This is a genomic window from Pseudonocardia sp. P1 (assembly GCF_000178675.2).
GTDB lineage: Bacteria > Actinomycetota > Actinomycetes > Mycobacteriales > Pseudonocardiaceae > Pseudonocardia.
The window spans coordinates 4,964,721-4,984,413 of sequence record NZ_ADUJ02000001.1 but is presented as its reverse complement, the minus strand read 5'-3'; the positions used below and the strand labels follow the sequence as shown (position 1 = coordinate 4,984,413).

The 19,693-nt window shown below is 73.8% G+C and carries 19 protein-coding genes; 7 read left to right on the top strand and 12 right to left on the bottom strand.

Annotated elements, in window-relative coordinates; all coding sequences use genetic code 11:
• Positions 1-31 precede the first annotated feature (31 nt).
• The 3 genes from PP1_RS23070 to PP1_RS23060 are packed head-to-tail and all read right to left on the bottom strand — an operon-like array spanning position 32 to position 1,217.
• The gene (locus PP1_RS23070; RefSeq protein WP_010229827.1) at positions 32-451 is read right to left on the bottom strand and encodes a hypothetical protein; all 420 of its coding nucleotides are present in this window, start codon (positions 449-451) and stop codon (positions 32-34) included.
• Positions 452-468: 17 nt separating this feature from the next.
• Entirely contained in the window at positions 469-894 is a 426-nt protein-coding gene (locus PP1_RS23065) for a hypothetical protein (RefSeq protein ID WP_139323946.1), read from the bottom strand.
• The gene (locus PP1_RS23060) at positions 891-1,217 is read right to left on the bottom strand and encodes a hypothetical protein (RefSeq protein WP_010229821.1); all 327 of its coding nucleotides are present in this window, start codon (positions 1,215-1,217) and stop codon (positions 891-893) included. Before PP1_RS23060 ends, PP1_RS23065 begins: the two co-directional genes overlap by 4 nt.
• Before the next feature lie 556 nt (positions 1,218-1,773).
• Here PP1_RS23060 and PP1_RS23055 point away from each other — a divergent pair.
• Complete coding sequence (locus PP1_RS23055) at positions 1,774-2,757, top strand: aldo/keto reductase (protein WP_010229818.1); 984 nt, start codon at positions 1,774-1,776, stop codon at positions 2,755-2,757.
• Between the two features lie 4 nt (positions 2,758-2,761).
• Here PP1_RS23055 and PP1_RS23050 read toward each other — a convergent pair whose 3' ends face one another.
• From PP1_RS23050 to PP1_RS23035, 4 genes are all read right to left on the bottom strand, one after another.
• On the bottom strand, positions 2,762-3,148 hold the full coding sequence (locus tag PP1_RS23050) for a VOC family protein (protein ID WP_010229815.1): 387 nt from the start codon (positions 3,146-3,148) through the stop codon (positions 2,762-2,764).
• Between the two features lie 62 nt (positions 3,149-3,210).
• Positions 3,211-4,140 (bottom strand): aminoglycoside phosphotransferase family protein, encoded by a 930-nt coding sequence (locus PP1_RS23045; RefSeq protein ID WP_010229812.1) that lies wholly within the window; start codon positions 4,138-4,140, stop codon positions 3,211-3,213.
• Positions 4,137-4,742, bottom strand: coding sequence for a DoxX family protein (locus tag PP1_RS23040; RefSeq protein WP_010229810.1), 606 nt, complete (start codon positions 4,740-4,742; stop codon positions 4,137-4,139). The genes PP1_RS23045 and PP1_RS23040 overlap by 4 nt, the downstream gene beginning before the upstream one ends.
• A 57-nt stretch (positions 4,743-4,799) precedes the next feature.
• A complete protein-coding gene (locus tag PP1_RS23035) occupies positions 4,800-5,723 on the bottom strand; it encodes a 2-hydroxyacid dehydrogenase (protein WP_010229809.1) in 924 nt (307 codons plus the stop codon).
• A 53-nt stretch (positions 5,724-5,776) separates the two neighbouring features.
• Between PP1_RS23035 and PP1_RS23030 the strand changes: the two genes are divergently transcribed.
• The 5 genes from PP1_RS23030 to PP1_RS23010 all read left to right on the top strand — a co-directional run bounded on the left by PP1_RS23030 (position 5,777) and on the right by PP1_RS23010 (position 13,232).
• Positions 5,777-6,883 (top strand): PQQ-dependent sugar dehydrogenase, encoded by a 1,107-nt coding sequence (locus PP1_RS23030; RefSeq protein WP_249266040.1) that lies wholly within the window; start codon positions 5,777-5,779, stop codon positions 6,881-6,883.
• 90 nt (positions 6,884-6,973) lie between these two features.
• A complete protein-coding gene (locus tag PP1_RS23025; protein ID WP_010228356.1) occupies positions 6,974-10,003 on the top strand; it encodes an alpha-mannosidase in 3,030 nt (1,009 codons plus the stop codon).
• Between the two features lie 57 nt (positions 10,004-10,060).
• On the top strand, positions 10,061-11,431 hold the full coding sequence (locus tag PP1_RS23020) for an extracellular solute-binding protein (protein ID WP_010228358.1): 1,371 nt from the start codon (positions 10,061-10,063) through the stop codon (positions 11,429-11,431).
• The gene (locus PP1_RS23015) at positions 11,428-12,348 is read left to right on the top strand and encodes a carbohydrate ABC transporter permease (protein WP_010228360.1); all 921 of its coding nucleotides are present in this window, start codon (positions 11,428-11,430) and stop codon (positions 12,346-12,348) included. The genes PP1_RS23020 and PP1_RS23015 overlap by 4 nt, the downstream gene beginning before the upstream one ends.
• The gene (locus tag PP1_RS23010; RefSeq protein ID WP_010228362.1) at positions 12,345-13,232 is read left to right on the top strand and encodes a carbohydrate ABC transporter permease; all 888 of its coding nucleotides are present in this window, start codon (positions 12,345-12,347) and stop codon (positions 13,230-13,232) included. Before PP1_RS23015 ends, PP1_RS23010 begins: the two co-directional genes overlap by 4 nt.
• 5 nt (positions 13,233-13,237) lie before the next feature.
• On the opposite strand, the gene PP1_RS23005 is transcribed toward PP1_RS23010, so the two are convergent.
• The 4 genes from PP1_RS23005 to gatC all read right to left on the bottom strand — a co-directional run bounded on the left by PP1_RS23005 (position 13,238) and on the right by gatC (position 17,790).
• Complete coding sequence (locus PP1_RS23005; protein ID WP_010228364.1) at positions 13,238-14,401, bottom strand: ROK family transcriptional regulator; 1,164 nt, start codon at positions 14,399-14,401, stop codon at positions 13,238-13,240.
• Positions 14,402-14,468: 67 nt separating this feature from the next.
• Positions 14,469-15,974 carry an Asp-tRNA(Asn)/Glu-tRNA(Gln) amidotransferase subunit GatB gene (gene gatB / locus PP1_RS23000; protein WP_010228366.1) on the bottom strand — a complete coding sequence of 502 codons (1,506 nt, stop codon included), beginning with the start codon at positions 15,972-15,974 and terminating at the stop codon, positions 14,469-14,471.
• A complete protein-coding gene (gene gatA / locus PP1_RS22995) occupies positions 15,971-17,470 on the bottom strand; it encodes an Asp-tRNA(Asn)/Glu-tRNA(Gln) amidotransferase subunit GatA (RefSeq protein ID WP_010228368.1) in 1,500 nt (499 codons plus the stop codon). The genes gatB and gatA overlap by 4 nt, the downstream gene beginning before the upstream one ends.
• Positions 17,467-17,790, bottom strand: coding sequence for an Asp-tRNA(Asn)/Glu-tRNA(Gln) amidotransferase subunit GatC (gatC, locus tag PP1_RS22990; protein WP_010228370.1), 324 nt, complete (start codon positions 17,788-17,790; stop codon positions 17,467-17,469). The genes gatA and gatC overlap by 4 nt, the downstream gene beginning before the upstream one ends.
• Before the next feature lie 371 nt (positions 17,791-18,161).
• Between gatC and PP1_RS22985 the strand changes: the two genes are divergently transcribed.
• A complete protein-coding gene (locus PP1_RS22985; protein WP_010228371.1) occupies positions 18,162-18,818 on the top strand; it encodes an amino acid-binding protein in 657 nt (218 codons plus the stop codon).
• Between the two features lie 23 nt (positions 18,819-18,841).
• Here the strand turns inward: PP1_RS22985 and PP1_RS22980 are convergent, their stop codons facing one another.
• The gene (locus PP1_RS22980; protein ID WP_029239444.1) at positions 18,842-19,561 is read right to left on the bottom strand and encodes a 3-keto-5-aminohexanoate cleavage protein; all 720 of its coding nucleotides are present in this window, start codon (positions 19,559-19,561) and stop codon (positions 18,842-18,844) included.
• Positions 19,562-19,693 lie beyond the last annotated feature (132 nt).

Below are 19,693 nucleotides of genomic sequence, written 5' to 3'. Positions count from 1 at the left end.
CTCCCGGACCCACGACGTGGGGAGCCGCAGGCTAGAGCTCGTCGTGCCGGGGAGGGTTCACGACGAACCCGCTCACCCCCGTGACGATCACATCGGGCTGGTCGTCCTGCACCTGCCACGTCTGGACGACGTAGTCGGCCTGGGCGTTCGTCCCCCCGCACAGGAGGTCGAGCTCGTCACCGGTCCTGGTGTCCCGCAGGAACGCGTTGAACAGCAGCTCCGTCCGCGGAGGGAACCGCACGTACAGCGTGCGCCCGTCGGGCGCGATCCGGTAGATGATCGACGACTCGCCGGGCGGGTCTGCCGCCTGGCCCGGTGCCGGGTCGGCCCCGACGGTCTCGTTGCACGTCGGCACCGTCGCGTGTGCAGGTGCAGGTGGGACGAGGACGAGTGACGCGGTGGCCGCGACGGCGACCCCGGCGAGCGCCAGTACCCGCTGGATCCTGTTCATTCTCTTCTCCTCCGTGTTCAGAGTTCCCGGACCGCGAACGGACCGACGTCGCGCACCACGAGATCGGGCTGGTCCGCCCGCACCCGCCAGACGACGAAGGCCGCGGAGTCGAGCAGGTTCGTCGCGACGCAACGACGGGTCCTGAGCGCCCCGGTCCGCCGGTCCTGGTAGATCGCGGAGACCGTCACCTCGGACCGGGACGGGACCCGGACCTCGAACGACCGCCCGTCCGGCGCGATCCCGTAGGGGAGATCCGGCCCCGGTGGCCAGGGCTGCTCGTTGCCGACGGAGTCGGCGTACGGCAGGCATTCCCCACCCGACGCGTGGGCCGGCGCCGGGTACGCGAGACCGACCACCGTCGACAGCACGACGGCTGCCAGGGCACCGACGACCCCGCACCTGCGGGACGACCTGCGGGGTGGGGACAGGGTCGGGCCGCTCACCGGGCCGCGAGGACGAGCTCGATCTGCTGCGGAGCCGCATAGACCTGGCTGCTGCTGTCGTCGGACCAGTAGCCGCCGTCGACGCTGATCTCCGCCTTCACGACGTAGTCACCCGCGTAGTAGACAGGCAGTGTGACAGGGGGACCGATCACCGATGTACCGGACGTGGAGAAGGTGACGGTCTTCCCGTTGCCGACCGTGTTCCCGTCGCGCATCAGAATGATGGATGCCGTGATCGTCGCGGGATACTTGTTGTAGTACCACGCGCCACCCCAGTAGTACTCGAGACTGGAGACGTCGGGGACGACCGTGATCTCCCCCATTTTCCGGTCAGGGTTCGGAGAACTCGGCCGGTAGGTCGCACAGATCTCCGTCTGTCCCCATTGCCAGTGGTCCTGTGAGTACGTCTCCGACTGTTGACAGTGCTCGTCCGCGGCGTAGGAGGAAGGTGCCACGGCGACGGCGACCGCCCCGCTGGTGGCGAGGCACAGCACAGAGAGCAGCAGAGAACGAATTCTCATATCTCGACCTTCTTCGCAGAAACGGGCCGGAGCCCGAAAAGGTGGCGCGGGATCGCACGGCATCACGCCCCGGCGAGGAATTCCGGGGGTCCGTGCAGATAGAACGCTAGCCGGTCACTCGTCCGGTCGACAAGACGCCGATGCGGAACCAGGTCGGCGAGTTCGGGACGTCGACGCACCTCCGGCCCGCCGTCATTCCGACCGATGGAAAGGTGACCACCTGAGCAGCCGACGATTCATGGACTCCGGTGCTCATCATCCGATCGACCTCGTCCCGCGCGGGAACCGGACGAGGCCACCCCGATCCGCGAAGCGCACCGGTCGGCGGCACGCCCCCGGCAGGGCTAGGTTGATTCGCATGGCTATCGGAACGCGCAGGCTGGGCGACCTCACCGTGTCGGCGCAGGGGCTCGGCTGCATGGGCATGTCGCAGAGCTACGGCGCCGGGGACGAGTCCGAGTCGATCGCGACGATCCACCGCGCCCTCGATCTCGGGGTCACGCTGCTGGATACCGCGAACGTCTACGGCGACGGCGCCAACGAGGAGCTCGTCGGCCGGGCGATCGCCGACCGGCGGGACCGGGTGGTGCTGGCGACGAAGTTCGGGATCGTCCGCGACGCCGACGGCAACCAGGCCGCGAACGGCGACCCCGCGTACGTCCGGCGGTGCGTCGAGGAGTCCCTGCGCCGCCTGGGCGTCGACCACATCGACCTCTACTACCAGCACCGGGTCGACCCGGACACGCCGATCGAGGAGACCGTCGGGGCATTGAAGGAGCTCGTCGACGCCGGCACGATCCGGCACTACGGCCTCTCCGAGTGCGGCGCCGACACCGTGCGCCGCGCGCACGCCGTGCACCCGCCGGCGGCCGTGCAGTCGGAGTGGTCGCTGTGGACCCGCGGCATCGAGGAGTCGGTCGCGCCCGCCTGTGCCGAACTCGGCGTCGGCGTCGTGCCGTTCTCCCCGCTCGGCCGCGGCTTCCTCACCGGCGCGATCACCTCCACCGGGCAGTTCGGCGAGAACGACATGCGCCGCGGCCTGCCCCGCTTCTCCGAGGACAATCTCGAGGCCAACCTCGCGATCGTCGAGGCGCTGCGGACCATCGCGGAGCGCCGCGGCGTCACCCCCGGCCAGCTCGCACTGGCCTGGGTGCAGGGCCGGGGCGAGCACGTCGTCCCGATCCCCGGCACGAAGCGGCGGACCTACCTGGAGCAGAACGTCGCGGCCGCGGAGCTGGAGCTGACCGCCGACGAGCTCGCCGGGATCGAGGCCGCCGCGCCTGCGTCCGCGGTCGCCGGTGAGCGCTACCCGGAGCACCTGCAGCGCAACGTCGGCCGCTGACCGTTCACGACGCCTCGACGATCTCCAGGCCGTTGCCGTCCCGGTCACGGAACACGAACATCGGCGGCACTCCCGGCCAGGTGAGCAGCTCGTCGACGTCCACGCCCTCCCCCGTGAACCGGGCGTGCAGCGCGGCCGCGTCGGGGGTCGTGAACCGGATGCCGACCTCCCGCCCGGCGGGATCGTTCCCGTCGGCGCGCACCAGGGCGACGGTGACCGGCGAGCCCGCCGGCGCCAGCTCGATCCAGCGGGAGCCGAGCTCGTCGATGTGCACGTCGGCGCGTACCTCGAAGCCGAGGACGTCCCGGTAGAACGCGGTCGCCGCGTCCTGGTCGGTCACCGGGACACCGATGGTGTGGATCCCGGTGACGGTGGCTCGCGGATCGGTCATGGCCGCACTCCCTGCGTTCGGAACAGATGCGTCACCGTGACGACCGCGCGGGACGGCGGAACTCAGCGGCGGGCGGCGACGAGCAGGTCGCCGAGCTCGTCCAGCGCAGCCCCCGCGACGCGGGCCATCGACGCGAGCCGGTCCGGGCCCTGGTGGTCGGCGGCGAACGGCAGGTACTGGACGTGCGCCTGCACCCGTGCCCACGCCTCCTCGACGGCGATCATCGCCGGCGGGTCCGCCGCCCCGAGCGCGTCGTGCAGGGTCTCCCGGTACGACGCCGGGACGGGTGCGCCCGGCGCGTCCGCCGGGCCGTCCGGAGGGGGCGCGGCCAGGACCACGACGTCCAGCGACCCGGGTGCGACGCGGGCGTTCCCCCAGTCCAGCAGCACCGCCCCGTCGGGTCCGATGTGGATGTTCCCGCGGTGCGCGTCGCCGTGACACAGCGTGCGGGGCAGCGCGGCGAGCGCGGTGGCGACCCGGTCGTCGGCCGCCCACGAGCGCACGGCGGCGTCGGCCTCGGCGTAGGCGGCACCGTCCGTCCCGGCGCGGGCCGCGGCCGCCTGCAGCCCCACCGAGGCCAGCCCGCACAGCCGTCCCCACCAGGTCCGGTCGACCACCGGTACACCGCGCGGGCGGTTCCGCCGCCAGTGCGCGTGCACCAGCGCGAGCGAGCGCCAGGCGTCGTCGGGGACCGGGGTCCCGGCCGGGAGCGGAGCACCGGGCTCGTGCGCGAGGACCAGCCAGCCGTCGCCGTGGGCGAGCATCCGCGGCACCCGTACCGGGCCGTTCACGACCGCGGCCGCGCGCAGGGCGGCCACCTCGTCCGGGCCGGCCGCCTTGAGGACGACCGACGAGCCGTCGTCGAGATCCACACGCTCGACGGCCGCGGAGCCGTACCCACCGGCCAGCGGCTCCCGGGCGGTGATCCGCGGCTCGCGGCGCAGCCGCTTCGCGAGCGGGCGCAGCCAGACGTCGTCGGGCGGGGCCGTCACCGGCGGAGCACGAACAGCACGAGCAGGGCCACGCCGGCGCCGACGACGAGCGACAGCACCGACCACGGCAGCGGCCTGCGCTGGTAGGTCCGGCCGGCGTCGAGCGCGATGCGGCCCGCCCCGCAGAACAGCAGCGCCGCGGCACCGCCGCCGAGCAGCAGGTGCACCTCGAGCGAGTTCGGGCCGTCCGCGGCGAACAGCGGCACCGTCGGCCCGGCGGGACCGATCGCCAGCACGACCGCGACCGCCTTCATGGCGAGCAGCCCCGCCGCCGCGAACGGGGTCAGCAGCCCGATCACCAGCAGCACGCCGAGCACGAGCTGCCCGACCCCGAGCACCCAGGCCAGCGGCGAGGAGAACGCGACGAACCCGAGCTCGGCGAGCGCGGCGTCGGTGCCGGTGGGCCCGAGCCCGCCGAGCACGCCGAACACCTTCTGCGCACCGTGCGCGGCGAAGATGCCGCCGACGACGACCCGCAGGATCAGCAGCCCGATGTCCGACGAGACGTGCGCGGGCACGGGCATCCGCTCCGGACGCGTCCGCTCGGGGGGTTCGTCGCCGGAGATGCTGCCCCAGTCGTACTGCTGCGTGGGCCCGCTCATGCCGGAAGCCTACCGGCGCTGCCCTCGCTCACCTGCGGGTTTCCCCCGGCGAGTCCCCTAGTAGGCCCCGGTGACGAGGTTCGGGGGCTCCTCGCCGCGGACGAACGCGGCGAGCTGCTCGGCCGCGACCCGGTAGGCCCGCTGCATCGCCAGCGGGACGCTGCCCCCGACGTGCGGGGTGAGCAGCAGCCCGGGTGCCGAGAACAGCGGGTGGCCCTCGGGCAGCGGCTCCGGGTCGGTGACGTCGACGGCCGCGCGCAACCGCCCGGACCGCAGCTCGGCGAGCAGCGCGTCGGTGTCGCACACCGGGCCACGGGCCCCGTTGACGAGCAGCGCACCGTCGGGCATGGCGGCCAGGAACTCGGCGTCGACCATGCCGCGGGTCTCGTCGGTGAGCGGGACGATCAGCACCGTCGCGTCGTGCTCGGGCAGCAGCCGGGGCAGCTCGTCCCAGCCGTGCACGCCGTCGCGGGCGGTGCGGCCGACCATGGTGATCTCGACGTCGAACGGCTCCAGCCGGGCCTTCGTCCGCTCGCCGACGTCACCCGCGCCGACGACGAGGATCCGCTTGCCCGCCAGCTCGTCGGTCCGGTGGTAGTCCCACACCCCGCGGTCCTGGGCACGGACGAACCGGTCGAGGTGCCGGTAGACCGCCAGCAGCACCGACACCACCCACTCGGCGGTGGCCCCGCCGTGCGCGCCGCGGCCGTCGGACAGGGCGACCCCCTCGGGCAGCCTGCCGATCCAGGCCTCGGCACCGGCGGTCAGCAGCTGGACGATCTCGAGCCGTGGCAGCTTCTCGGTGATCGCGACCGCGTCCGTGCCGGACAGGAACGGCGGGACGAGCGCCCGGGCCGACGCGGCCTCGGCGGGAAGCGGCGCGGCCGGGTCGTAGCGGACCGGCTCCAGGCCCTCCACCTCGGACAGGATCTCGATGCCCTCGTCGTCGGACACGAGGACGGTCACGGGGTGCTGCGTCATGATCGGAACGGTACTCACCCGGCGCTCACCTCGTGCCCCCTAGCGTGGCCGTCGTGACCGGCCGTCTCCCGCTGCTCGTCGCGGCACTGCTCGCGTCGCTCGTGCTCGTGTCCGGGTGCGCGACGTTCCCCGACCAGGGCGCGCGGGACTGGCGGCCGAAGGCCGAGGGCGAGGGCGAGCTCGGCGGGCCGCCCGCCCTCGCGCCGACCGAGGAACCCGCGCCCCCGCCCCCGGCACCCGAGCAGCAGCCGGGCGGGCAGCAGGCGCAGCCCGGCCCGTGCGAGGACCCCGACCCGCAGGTCGTCGCGGCCTGCCTCGGGCCGGTGGGCGCGATCGCGGTGCTGCCGCCCGGCGACCAGGCACTCGTCGCGGAGCGGCGCACCGGACGGGTCCTGCAGGTGAAGCGGGGCGAGGACCCCGTCACGGTCGCGACCGTCCCGGTGGACCCGGCGACCGGCGTCACCGGTCTGGTGCTGTCCCCCGGCTACGCCGAGGACCGGCTGCTGTACGCGCTGGCCGGCGGCGAGGTGCTGCGCATCGCGCCCGGCGAGCCGCCGAAGCCGGTGCTGGGCGGGCTGCCGCCGGGTGGCGCGCTGGCCGCCGATCCCGACGGATCCTCGCTGCTGGTCGCGACCGGCGCCGGTGGGGGCCCGCTGGCCGGGGCGGTGCTGCGGATCGACACGCTGGGCCGGCCGGCCTCCGGGAACCCGGACCCGGCGTCGCCGGTGCTGGCCCGGGGACTCGCGGACCCGGGCGGCGTGTGCGTCGACCCGGCCGCCCGGACGACCTGGGTGACCGACCGGGCTCCCGGGCGCGACGTCCTGTACAGGGTCGCGCCCGGGCAGCTGGGAGCACCCGCGTGGACGTGGCCGGACCGGCCGGGGGTCGCCGGGTGCACCGTGCTGCCCGGGACCCTGGCCGTCGCCCAGCGCGGCGGGAAGGCGTTGTTCGTCCTGACCCCGGGCCGGGACGGGGCCTTCACCGGCGACCCGAAGCCGGTGCTGCAGGACACCTACGGCTCGATCGGTCCCGTCACGGTCGCCCCGGACGGGCTGCTGTGGCTGGGCACGGTGAACCGCGACGGGGCCGCACCGGGCGCCACCGACGACCGGGTGGTGCGCATCCAGCCGCCGACGGGCGGCGGCGAGAGCGCCATCTGAGGCCGGCCGGGGCCGGTGCGGGCTCCTTGACATATTTTCTCCATCGTTTTTAAGTATTGGCGGCAGTGCCGCCGTCCTCCTGGAGAGCCCGTGCACGACCGCACCCGTTTCGTCGTCGACCGCCTCCGCCGCCTCCGTCACGAGCACCTCGGACGGGCCCGGTACCGCGCCACCGAGCCGCTGACCGTCGAGGCGTGGGAGGTGCCCGGCGAACCCGTGCCGTTCGATGACGCCGTCGGGCAGCGCTTCGCACCGTTCCCGGCCGGCGGCGGCCACCGGTCGGCATGGGGGCGTCCGTGGGGCACGGTCTGGTTCCACGCGACCGGGACGGTCCCCGCGCGGTGGCGGGACGTGCCGGGCACCCGCGTCGAGGTCGTCGTCGATCTCGGGTTCACCGGGGACCAGCCGGGGTTCCAGGCCGAGGCCACCGCGTGGAGCCCGGACGGGACGATCCTGAAGGGCATCGAGCCGCTCAACGCCCACGTGCCGGTCGACGGCGGCGTGGTCGACCTCTACCTGGAGGCGGCTGCCAACCCCCGGATCGCCGAGCACGGCTGGTTCGTGCCCACCCCGCTCGGGGACCCGGGGACCGCGGGCGACGACCCGCTCTACACGCTGCGCCGCGTCGACGTCGCGCTGCTGGACGAGACGGTCTGGGAGCTCGACCAGGACCTGTGGGTGCTGGAGGGGTGGCTCGGGCAGCTGCCCGAGGACTCCGCCCGGCACGCGACGATCGTGTCCGCCGTCGAGGACGCGCTGGACGCGATCGACCCGCGCGACCTGGCCGGGACCGCCGCCCCGGCGCGGGAGCAGCTCGCCCCCGCGCTCGCCGCTCCCGCGCACGCCAGCGCGCACCGGATCGTCGCGACCGGGCACGCGCACATCGACTCCGCCTGGCTGTGGCCGGTCCGCGAGACCGTCCGCAAGTGCGCGCGGACGTTCTCGAACGTGCTCGCCCTCGCCGCCGAGGACCCGTCGCTGCGGTTCTCCTGTTCCTCGGCCCAGCAGTACGCGTGGATCCGCGACACCTACCCGGAGCTCTGGACGCGACTGCGCGACGCCGTCGCTGCGGGGACGTTCGTCCCCGTCGGAGGGATGTGGGTCGAGTCCGACACGAACATGCCCGGCGGCGAGGCACTGGCCCGCCAGCTCGTCGAGGGAAAGCGGTTCTTCCTCGACGAGCTCGGCGTGGAGCCGATGGAGGTGTGGCTACCCGACTCGTTCGGCTACACCGCGGCGTTGCCCCAGCTCGTCCGGGCCGCCGGGTCGCGCTGGTTCCTCACCCAGAAGATCTCCTGGAACGACACCAACCGGATGCCGCACCACACCTTCCTGTGGGAGGGCCTCGACGGCACCCGGGTGTTCACCCACTTCCCGCCGGTGGACACGTACAACTCCGAGCTCTCCGCGACCGAACTCGACCGCGCGCAGCGCCAGTACCGGGAGAAGGGCAGGGCGTCGTGGTCGCTCGTCCCGTTCGGGCACGGCGACGGCGGCGGCGGTCCGACCCGGGAGATGCTCGCCGCGGCACGGCGCCAGTCAGACCTGGAGGGTGCGCCGCAGGTCCGGGTGGGGACGTCGGAGGAGTTCTTCACCGCGGCCGAGGCCGAGTACACCGACCCTCCGGTCTGGTCGGGCGAGCTGTACCTCGAGTACCACCGCGGCACCTACACCTCGCAGGCCCGCACCAAGCAGGGCAACCGGCGCTGCGAGCACCTGCTGCGCGAGGCCGAGCTGTGGGCCGCGACGGCGACCGTGCGCACCGGCGCCCCCTACCCGGCCGACGACCTGCGCCGCCTCTGGCAGCTCGTGCTGCTGCAGCAGTTCCACGACATCCTGCCCGGCAGCTCGATCGCCTGGGTACACCGCGATGCCGAGCGCAACCACGCCGCCGTCGCCGCGGAGCTCGAGACCGTCATCGGCGACGCGCTGGCCCGGCTCGCCGGGGACGGTGACGTGCGGCTGCTCGCCAACGCCGGCCCGTTCGCCCGCGACGGCGCGCCCGCGCTGGGCATCGGTCCCGGATACGCGGTCGACGCCGCGCAGGCGGTCGTGACCCGCACCGACGTCGGCTGGCGGATCGACAACGGCGTGCTCACCGCGACCGTCGGCGACGACGGCAGGCTCCACGGCCTGCACGATCTCGCTGCCGACCGCGCGGTGCTCGCACCCGGGGAGACCGCCGGCCTGCAGCTGTTCCAGGACATCCCCAACGAGTGGGACGCCTGGGACGTCGACCGGCACTACCGGCGGGTGGAGATCGAGCTGCCACCCGCGAAGGCCGTCGAGCAGGTCCCCGGCGGGGTGCGCGCAGTCGTCGCGTCCGGCGCGAGCACGGTCACCACCGAGTACACGCTCGCCCCCGGCGGCCGGTCGCTGGCGGTGACCGTGCACGCCGACTGGCAGGAACGGCAGAAGCTGCTCAAGCTCGCGTTCCCGCTCGACGTGCACGCCGAGCGGGCCACCTCGGAGATCCAGTTCGGGCACCTGCACCGGCCGCTGCACGCCAACACGTCCTGGGACGCCGCCCGGTTCGAGACCTGCGCGCACCGGTTCGTGCACGTCGGCGAGCCCGGGTACGGCGTCGCCGTCGCCAACGACGCGACCTACGGCCACGACGTCACGCGGTCGGCGCGCGAGGGCGCGCACGGCACGACTGCCGGGACGACGACGCTGCTGCGGCTGTCCGTGCTGCGCGCCCCGCAGTTCCCGGACCCGCAGGCCGACTCCGGCGCGCACACCCTCCGCTACAGCATCACCCCCGGCGCGGAGATCCCGGACGCCGTCCGCGAGGGCTACCGGATGAACCTGCCGCTGCGGGAGGTGACGGGTACCGGACCGGTGACGCCGCTGGTGACCGTCGACGACGGCGGCACCGGCGCGGTGGTCGTCGAGGCGGTCAAGCTCGCCGACGACGGCAGCGGCGACGTCGTCGTCCGGCTCTACGAGGCCCACGGTGGCCGGGCCGACGCCCACGTCGCGCCCGGGTTCGACTGCACCGGCGCGGTCGAGACCGACCTGCTCGAACGCCCCCTCGACGACGCCGGGGCGCTCGACGGCGATCTGCGGCTCCGGCTGCGCCCGTTCCAGGTGAGCACGCTGCGGCTCCGCCGGAACTGATCACCACAGCGACACCGCAACACCGGCCACGCAACGACGCGGAAGGACGGTTCGCCGATGACCCCACACCCCTCCACCCACGGGATCTCCCGGCGAGCCCTGCTCGGCGCCGCGGGTGCCTCGCTGCTGGCCGCGCCGCTGCTGTCCGGCTGCGGGAGCGACGCCCGCGCCCCCGGCGACCTGCGGGTGTCGTTCCAGCAGTGGGGCTCGACCGAGGCGACAGCGAACTTCCTCGCCACCGCGGCCGCGGAGTTCATGGCCGCCCGGCCGGGGACGTCGGTGGAGATCGTCCCGCTGGTCGCCTCCGAGAACGACTACTTCACGAAGAACGAGCTGATGATGGCGTCGGCCCGGACCGCGCCGGACGTCGTCTACGAGGACACCTTCATCCTCAAGGCCGACATCGCCGCGGGGTACCTGCGCCCGCTCGACGACTACGTCGCCGGCTGGCCGCACTGGGACGCCTACTACGACGTCGCGAAGGACGCCGTCCGTGGTGAGGACGGCAGGGTGTACGCGATCCCGGGCCCCACCGACACCCGCGCCGTCTGGTACCACCGCGGCGTCCTCGAACGGGCCGGGATACCGCTGCCGTGGAACCCGCGCAGCTGGAACGACCTGCTCGACACCGCGCGGACCGTCCGGGACCGGGTGCCGGACGTCGTCCCCGGGGTGTTCTACGCCGGCAAGGCCCAGGGGGAGAAGGCGAGCCTGCAGGGCCTGCAGATGCTGTTCAACGGGACCGGCTCGGTGCTCTACGACGAGTCCACCCGGCGCTGGACGACGGGTGCGGAGGGCATGCGGTCGGCGCTCGGCTTCCTGCACACGCTGTTCGCCGAAGGGCTCGGCCCGCCGCTGGAGGCGGCGCTGGACCCCAACTTCACCGAGACCGTCTACACCTCGTGGATGCCCGAGGGCACCGTCGGCTTCGTCGTGGACGGCAACTGGATCACCCAGAACTGGGACGACTGGCCGGAGTGGCCGCAGGAGCTGGGCCTCGCACGGATGCCCACCCGCCACGGGCAGGGCAGCGGGTTCGTGACGCTGTCCGGTGGGATGGCCTGGTCCCTCCCCGCCAGGGCACCCGACCCCGACCGGGCCTGGGAACTGCTGGCGACCATGATGGACACCCGGCTCGCGACCGGGTGGACGATCGGTGACTCGAAGCTCGCGAACCGGCGCGATGTCGTCTCGGCACCGGGCTACGAGGACTACTCGCCTGTCGCGCGGTTCTTCACCGATCTCGTCCCCCATGCCGACTACCGGCCCGCGCTGGCGCCCTACCCGCAGATCTCCTCGGCGATCCAGGCGGCGACCGAGGCGGTGATGACCGGCGCCGCGAGCCCCGCGGACGCCGCCGACGGCTACGACGCGGCGCTCACCGGCATCGTCGGGGCCGGTGCGACCGCGCCGGAGGCCCGGCCGTGACCGCGTCGACGACGCCACCGACGGACGCGGCGCCGGCCCGGCGGGGACCGCTGCGGCGCAGCCTGCTGCGGGGCGGACCGATCGTCCCGGCCGTCGTGCTGCTCGCGCTGTTCCTCGCCGGCCCGGTGCTCTACAGCGTCTACCTCGCCTTCACCAACCGGGCGTTGCGTGGCGCGGGCGCCGACGTGACCTCACCGGTCGGCCTGTCCAACTTCACCGAGGCGCTCGCCGCACCCGAGTTCTGGAGCTCGATGGGGCTGACGCTGGTGTTCACCGTCGTCTCGGCGATCATCGGGCAGAACCTCCTCGGCCTGGCACTGGCCCTGCTGATGCGCAACGCGACCCGCCCGGTGAGCGCCGTGACCGGCGTGGTGGTCGTCGGGGCGTGGATCCTGCCGGAGGTCGTGGTCGGCTACCTCTGGTACACCTTCCTCGCCGGCGACGGGTCGCTGAACGCGATGCTCGGCGCGGTCGGCCTCCCCGACCAGGAGCTGCTCACCGCGCTCCCGATCCTCGCCGTCTCGTTCGCCAACATCTGGCGTGGTACCGCGTTCACCATGCTCGTCTACACGGCGGCACTCGCGGAGATCTCCTCCGACGTCGAGGAGGCCGCGACGATCGACGGCGCCGGCCCGGTACAGCGCTTCTTCGAGCTGACACTGCCGCTGATCCGCCGGGCGGTCGCCACCAACCTCATGCTGATCACCCTGCAGACGCTGTCGGTCTTCGGGCTGATCTACGTGATGACCGCGGGCGGTCCGGGGACGTCGAGCCAGACCCTGCCTCTCTACATGTACGAGCAGGCGTTCAGCTACGGCCGCCTCGGCTACGGCACCGCGGTGGCGCTGCTCCTGCTGCTGATCGGCGGCATCGCGTCGCTCGGCTACCTGCGACTGCTCGCGAAGGAGGACTCGTGACCGCCACCGCCACACCGCCCGTCGCGGCGGACCCGGAGTCCGCCCCGCCACCGCTCGTCGCGGCGGGCAGGCGCCGGCGCCCCGGGCCCGCCGACGTCGTGCTGCTCGTGATCGCCGCGTTCTTCTGCGTACCCCTGGCCTGGGTGGTGCTGGCGTCGTTCGACGGCGAGGCCTCGCTGGCCGTCGCCTGGCCGTCGGTGCCGACGCTGGACAACTACGCGGCGGTACTCGACACCGAGACGACGTTCCGCCCGATGTGGAACTCCGTCGTCCTGTGCGGCGGGGCCACGGTCGTCACCGTCGTCTGCGCGGTCCTCGCGGCCTACCCGCTCTCGCGCTACCGCAGCCGGGCGAGCCGCCCGTTCCTGCTGACGATCGTGTTCGCGACCGGCCTGCCGATCACGGCGATCATGATCCCGGTCTACGCACTGTTCGTACAGGTCAACCTCGTCGACTCGATGCCGGCGGCGGTGCTGTTCCTCGCCACGTCGGCGCTGCCCTACGCGATCTTCCTGACGAAGGGGTTCATGGACGGTGTCCCGGTCGAGATCGAGGAGGCCGCGTGGACCGACGGCGCCACCATGCTGCGGACGCTGTGGGAGGTCGTGCTGCCGCTGATGCGACCGGGCGTCGCCGTCGTCGCGATCTTCACACTGGTCCAGACGTGGGGGAACTTCTTCGTCCCGTTCATGCTGCTGCTGTCGCCGGACAAGCTCCCCGCGGCGGTCAGCCTGTTCACGTTCTCCTCGCAGTACGGCCAGGTCGCCTACGGCCAGCTCGCCGCGTTCTCGATCCTCTACTCGGCGCCGGTGGTCATGCTGTACCTGCTGCTGGGACGGCGTCTCGGCAGCGGCTTCGCCGCGGCGGGCGGTCTCAAGACCTGACCGGCTCAGCGGATCAGGAGCGTCGCGGGACGCGGGGAGAAGGAGTGCTCCAGCACCAGGCAGGCCGCGCCGACCACGGCGGCGTCGTCGCCGAGGACGCTGCCGCGCACGGCGACCTCGTGCACCCGGCGGGCCTCGGTGGTCGCCGCGACGACGTCGCGCAGGATCGGGAGGAACACCGGCTCGGTCCGTGACCACGCGGGACCGCCGACGACGACGGCGCCGACATCGAGCGCGTTGCACAGGGTCACCGCGGCGCGGGCCAGTCGCGCGGCGGATCGTTCCAGCACCTCGCGGGCGGCCGGGTCGCCGGTCGCGGCCGCACAGAGCCGGGTGAAGGCGTCGTCGACCGCCACGTCGCCCGCGTCGTGCGGCAACGGGGCGAGCACGCCGGCGGCCACGGCCTCACCGACCAGGGTGCGGGGCATGCTGCTCGCCCCGACACAGCCGGCCTGCCCGCAGTGGCAGCGCGGCCCGTCCGGGGAGACCATCATGTGCCCGATCTCCCCGGCGTTGTCGGTGCTGCCGGGCAGCAGCTCGCCGTTCACGACGAACCCGGCACCGAGCCCGGTGCCGAGGTAGAGGAACAGCAGGTCCGCCGGATCGGCCTCGTGCCACAGCTCGCCGACGGCCGCCGCGGCGGTGTCCTTGTGCATGACGACCGGCAGTCCGGTCGCCTCCCGGACCAGGCGGCGCAGCTCGACCCGGTCCCAGCCCGGCAGCAGCGGCGCGCCGACGACGACGCCCGCGCCCGTGTCCACGGGGCCGGGGGTCGCGACGCCGACGCCGAGCACCCGGTCCGGGTCCACCCCGGCCGTGAGCTCGGCGACCGCCCCGGCGACCGCCGTGACGAGGTCGTCCGGGGTGGTGGCGGAGGCTGCGACCGTCCGCCGGGCCGCGACGACGGATGCGGTCAGGTCGACCAGGACCACCGCGGTCACCGTCGGGTCGACGTGCACGCCGACGGCGAACCGCCCCGCCGGGTCCAGCACGAGCGGGGCCGCCGGGCGGCCACGCCCGTGCGGCACCGCCGGGACCTCCTCGGTCACCAACCCGCGTTCCGCCAGCCGCCGCACGATGTTCGTGATCGACTGCGCGGACAGCCCGGTGTGCTCGGAGAGCTCCGCCCGGGACAGGCCGTGCCGGACGCGCCGCAGCGCGTCCAGCACGACCGCCTGGTTGAAGTCCCCGAGACGGGGCAGGTTCGCGCCCCGCCGGGTCCGGGCCCCGGTCAGGTCAGACCCCGATCCGCTCGATGACCAGCTCGCGGACGCGCTTGGCGTCGGCCTGGCCCTTGGTCGCCTTCATGACCGCACCGACGATCGCGCCGGCCGCCTGCACCTTCCCGCCGCGGATCTTCTCCACGACGTCGGGCTGCTCCGCCAGGGCCGCGTCGACGGCGGCGATCAGCTCGCCCTCGTCGGAGACGACCTTCAGGCCACGGGCGGCCACGACCTCGTCCGGGGAGCCCTCGCCGTCGAGCACGCCGTCGACGACCTGGCGGGCGAGCTTGTTCGTCAGCTCCCCCGTCGCGACGAGCTCGATCACCCGGGCGACCTGCTCCGGGGTGATCGCGAGGTCGGCGAGCTCCACCGAGCGGGTGTTGGCCTGCTGGGCGAGGTAGGCGACCCACCAGGAGCGGGCCTCCTGCGACGAGGCCCCCGCGGCGACGGTCGCCTCGACCAGGTCCAGCGCACCGGCGTTGACCAGGTCGCGGATCTCCTCGTCGGAGACGCCCCACTCGTCCTGAATCCGGCGGCGCCGCTCCCACGGCAGCTCCGGCAGGGTGCCGCGGAGCTCCTCGACCCACTCGGCGGACGGCGCGATCGGGACCAGGTCGGGCTCCGGGAAGTACCGGTAGTCCTCCGAGGTCTCCTTGCGCCGCCCGGCGCGGGTGTGCCCGGTGGCCTCGTCGAAGTGCCGGGTCTCCTGGACGATCTCGCCACCCGCGTCGAGCACCCCGGCCTGCCGGCTCATCTCGTGCCGGACCGCGCGCTCGACCGACCGCAGCGAGTTCACGTTCTTCGTCTCGGTGCGGGTCCCCAGCGCGCCACCCTTCGGCGACAGCGACAGGTTCACGTCGGCGCGCATCGAGCCCTGGTCCATCCGGACGTCCGAGACGCCGAGGGACTTGACCAGGTCACGCAGCGCGGTGACGTACGCGCGGGCGACCTCCGGGGCGCGGGCGCCGGTGTCCGGGACCATCTTCGTGACGATCTCGATCAGCGGGACGCCGGCCCGGTTGTAGTCGAGCAGCGAGTGGTCGGCGCCGTGGATCCGGCCGTCCGAGCCGCCCACGTGCAGCGACTTGCCGGTGTCCTCCTCCATGTGCGCGCGCTCGATGCCGATCCGGACGACCTCGCCGTCGTCGAGGGTCAGGTCCAGGAACCCGTCGACGGCGATCGGCTCGTCGTACTGGCTGGTCTGGAAGTTCTTCGGCATGTCCGGGTAGAAGTAGTTCTTCCGGGCGAACCGGCCCCAGGGGGCGATCGAGCAGTTCAGCGCCAGGCCGATCCGGATCGCCGACTCCACCGCGGCCCGGTTGACGACCGGCAGCGCGCCGGGCAGGCCCAGGCAGACCGGGCAGACCTGGGTGTTCGGCTCGGCACCGAACTCCGTCGGGCAGCCGCAGAACATCTTGGTGTTCGTGGACAGCTCCACGTGCACCTCGATGCCCAGCACCGGGTCGAAGCGCGCGACGACGTCGTCGTACTCCAGCAGCTCGGGTTCGGTCGTGGTCACGGGGACACCTCCGGAACGCGCGCGATCAGGGGACCGCCGTCGTCGGCGTCGCGGGCGGCCTCGAAGGCGGCCCCGACGCGGTACATCACGGCCTCGCCGAGCGCGGGCGCCATGACCTGCAGCCCCGTCGGGAGACCCTCGGACAGCCCGGACGGCACCGACATCCCGGCGACGCCCGCCAGGTTCGTCGGGATCGTGGCCAGGTCGTTGAGGTACATGGCCAGCGGGTCGTCGACCTTGTCCCCGATCGGGAACGGCACGGTCGGTGTGGTCGGCGAGACCAGCACGTCGGCCTGCTCGAACGCGGCCGCGAAGTCCCGGCTGATCAGCGTGCGGACCTTCTGCGCCTGGCCGTAGTAGGCGTCGTAGTAGCCCGACGACAGCGCGTAGGTGCCGAGCATGATCCGGCGCTTGACCTCGGGGCCGAAGCCCTGTTCGCGGGTGTTCGCCATGACCTCCTCGGCGCTGCGGCCCTCGGCCGCGCGCAGGCCGTAGCGCATCGCGTCGAACCGGGCCAGGTTCGACGATACCTCGCTCGGCAGGATCAGGTAGTAGGCGGCCATCCCGTACTCGAAGTGCGGGCAGGACACCTCGACCAGCTCGGCGCCGAGCTTCTCGAGCCTGCGCAGCGACGCGTCGTACGCGGCCCGGACGCCGGGCTGGTAGCCCTCACCGCCCAGCTCGCGGACGACGCCGACCTTCAGCCCGGACAGGTCGCCGGTCGCGCCCTGGCGGGCGGCCGCGACGACGTCGGGCACCGGGCGGTCGATCGACGTCGAGTCGCGCGGGTCGTGCCCGCCGATGACCTCGTGCAGCAGCGCCGCGTCGAGCACCGTGCGGGCGCACGGCCCGCCCTGGTCCAGCGACGACGCGCAGGCCACCAGGCCGTAGCGCGAGACCTGGCCGTAGGTGGGCTTGACGCCGACGGTGCCGGTGAAGGCGGCCGGCTGGCGGATCGAGCCGCCGGTGTCGGTGCCGATCGCCAGCGGTGCCTCGTACGCGGCCAGCGCGGCCGCGGACCCGCCGCCGGACCCGCCCGGGACCCGCGAGGTGTCCCACGGGTTGCGGGTGACGCCGTACGCGGAGTGCTCGGTCGAGGAGCCCATCGCGAACTCGTCCATGTTCGTCTTGCCCAGGATCGTGATCCCGGCGGCGCGCAGCCGCTCGGTGACCGTCGCGTCGTACGGCGGCTGCCAGCCCTCGAGGATCTTCGAGCCGCACGTGGTCGGCATGTCCGAGGTGGTGAAGACGTCCTTGAGCGCCAGCGGCACACCGGCCAGCGGCGACACCGGGACGGCCCCGTCGGCCAGCGCCGCGTCGACCCGGCCGGCGGAGGCCAGCGCGGACTCGGCACCGACGTGCAGGAACGCGTGCACCCCGTCGTCGACGGCGGCGATCCGGTCGAGGTGGGCCTGTGCGGCCTCGACCGCGGAGACCTCGCGGGAGTGGATCTTCCCTGCGAGCTCGGCGGCCGTCATGCGGACGAGATCGCTCACTGCTCCTCCCCCAGGATCCGCGGCACCCGGAAACGGCCCTGCTCGGCGGCCGGCGCACCGGCCAGCGCCTGGGACTGCTCCAGGCTCGGACGGCGCTCGTCGGGCCGGAACACGTTCTCCAGCGGGACGGCGTGCGAGGTCGGCGGGATGTCGTCGGCGGCGACCTCCCCGACCCGGGCCACCGACCCGATGATCACGTCGAGCTGGCCCGCGAAGACGTCCAGCTCCTCCTCGGTGACGGCCAGGCGGGCCAGCCGGGCGAGGTGTGCGACCTCGTCCCGCGTGATGGCCCCGCCCGCTGCGGGGGAATCGGCGGTCATGCCCCTCCTCGGGATGGTTCTGCTCGCGGCTGCGCTGGGCGGTCCCGTCGCGGTGCGTCCCGCGCGCTCGCGGCCACCGCACCGCGACGGCGGTACGACGACGACGGGTGCTGCGGCCTACCCGGGACACCGCCCGACACGCCCCGGCGGGGACGTGTGCGCCGGTGTGCATCCAGTCTATTCCCGCCGGTCCCCCGCCCGGGCGCCCCCCGGTGGCCGGGCCCGCGCCCGCGCACCGGCGGGGAGGAGATGACCTCCGGCGGGCCCGGGTGGCAGGATCACGGTTCCCGTGCCGGACGGCCCCGCGCCGCCCGCGCGGGGGTCACCGGCATGCCCACGAGGGCGTCCGCGCCGAGGGAGAGGATCCGTCCGTGTCGTTCCTGCTCCGGGTCATCCTCCCGGACAAGCCCGGCAACCTCGGAGCCGTGGCGTCCGCGCTCGGCGGTGCGGGTGCGGACATCCTGAGCGTCGACGTCGTCGAGCGTGGCGACGGGCAGGCGATCGACGACATCGCGGTCGAGCTGTCGACCCACCGCCCGCCGGACGTGCTGATCACCGCGGCCGAGTCGGTGCCGGGGGTGACGGTGGAGTCGGTCCGCCCGCACACCGGGCAGCTGGACACACACCGCGAGCTGGAGCTGCTCGACGAGATCGCCGGGGACCCGGGGCACGGGCTCGACCTGCTCGCCGCGGAGGTCCCGCGGCTGTTCCGGGCCGGGTGGGCGCTGGTCGCGGTGAGCGAGCACGGCCGCTCCTACCGCATCGCGGAGAGCTCGGCCGCCCCCGAGACCCGCACCGGGGACCTGCCGTGGCTGCCGCTGGACCGGGCGATCGCGCTCGACGACGGCCACTGGGTGCCCGAGCCGTGGCGGGCGATGGACACCGAGCTGGCCGCGGCGCCGTTCGGCACCGGGGTGCCGCCGAAGACGCTGGTGGTCGGGCGCCCGGGCGGGCCGGTGTTCCGGCCGTCGGAGCTGGCGCGGCTGGCGCACCTGGCCGGGATCGTGGCGACGGTCCTCAAGGCCTGAGACCCGCCCGCCGGGCCCGGGGCTCAGACCCGGATCGACAGGGCGGTGCGGACGAGGTCGTCGTTGCCGGTGGCCAGCCAGCCGTCCGGCCGGACCAGGACGTCCTCGAATCCGATCCGGGTGTCGATGTTGACCCGGGTCGCGTACTCCAGGACCGGCCAGGCGCCCTCCTCCTCGCCGTGCAGCAGCACGGGGACCGGGGGCTGGCCGAGCGCACGCAGGATCCGGATGCCCTCGGCGACGGCGGTCTCCGGGTCGATGACGGTCGACTCCGCGATCACCCGCCGGGTCCCGGGCGGGAGGCCGTTCTGGCGCAGGGTCACCGCGTCGCCGCTGGTCCAGACACCCAGCTCGACGGCGATGCCGACCGACCAGGCGGCCCGGCAGACGTCGGTCCAGCCGAGCTCGTGCACGTTGACCCCGCACACGTCGGGCTTGCCGGAACCCAGCCGGCCCCAGGTCAGGACGGTCTCGACGCGGTCGTTCGGGTCGGGCTGGATCCAGCGGCCGGTGGGCACGCCGATCTCGATGCCCGGCGCCTCCTGCCGGATCAATGCGACGACGTCGCCGACGACGGAGGGGTCGTTCGTCTCGGAGCCGGAGTCGTCGCGCGGGTGGACGTGCACCGAGGTGACACCGAGCCGGGCCACCGCACGGGCGTCGCGGGCCAGGTGGCGCGGCAGCACCGGGAGGGCGGGATGTGCGTCCGCCGGTCGTGACCCGTTGAGAGCCGCCTGCAACACCGGAGATTCCGCCTTCCGCTCGCCACCCGGCCGGACACCCGGCCTGCTCCGAGAGTAGGTGCTGCGGGCCGGACGGGGGCGGCCGGACGCGCCGGGCCGGAGGGGCCGTCGCCGTCCGGCACGTCGGCCGCG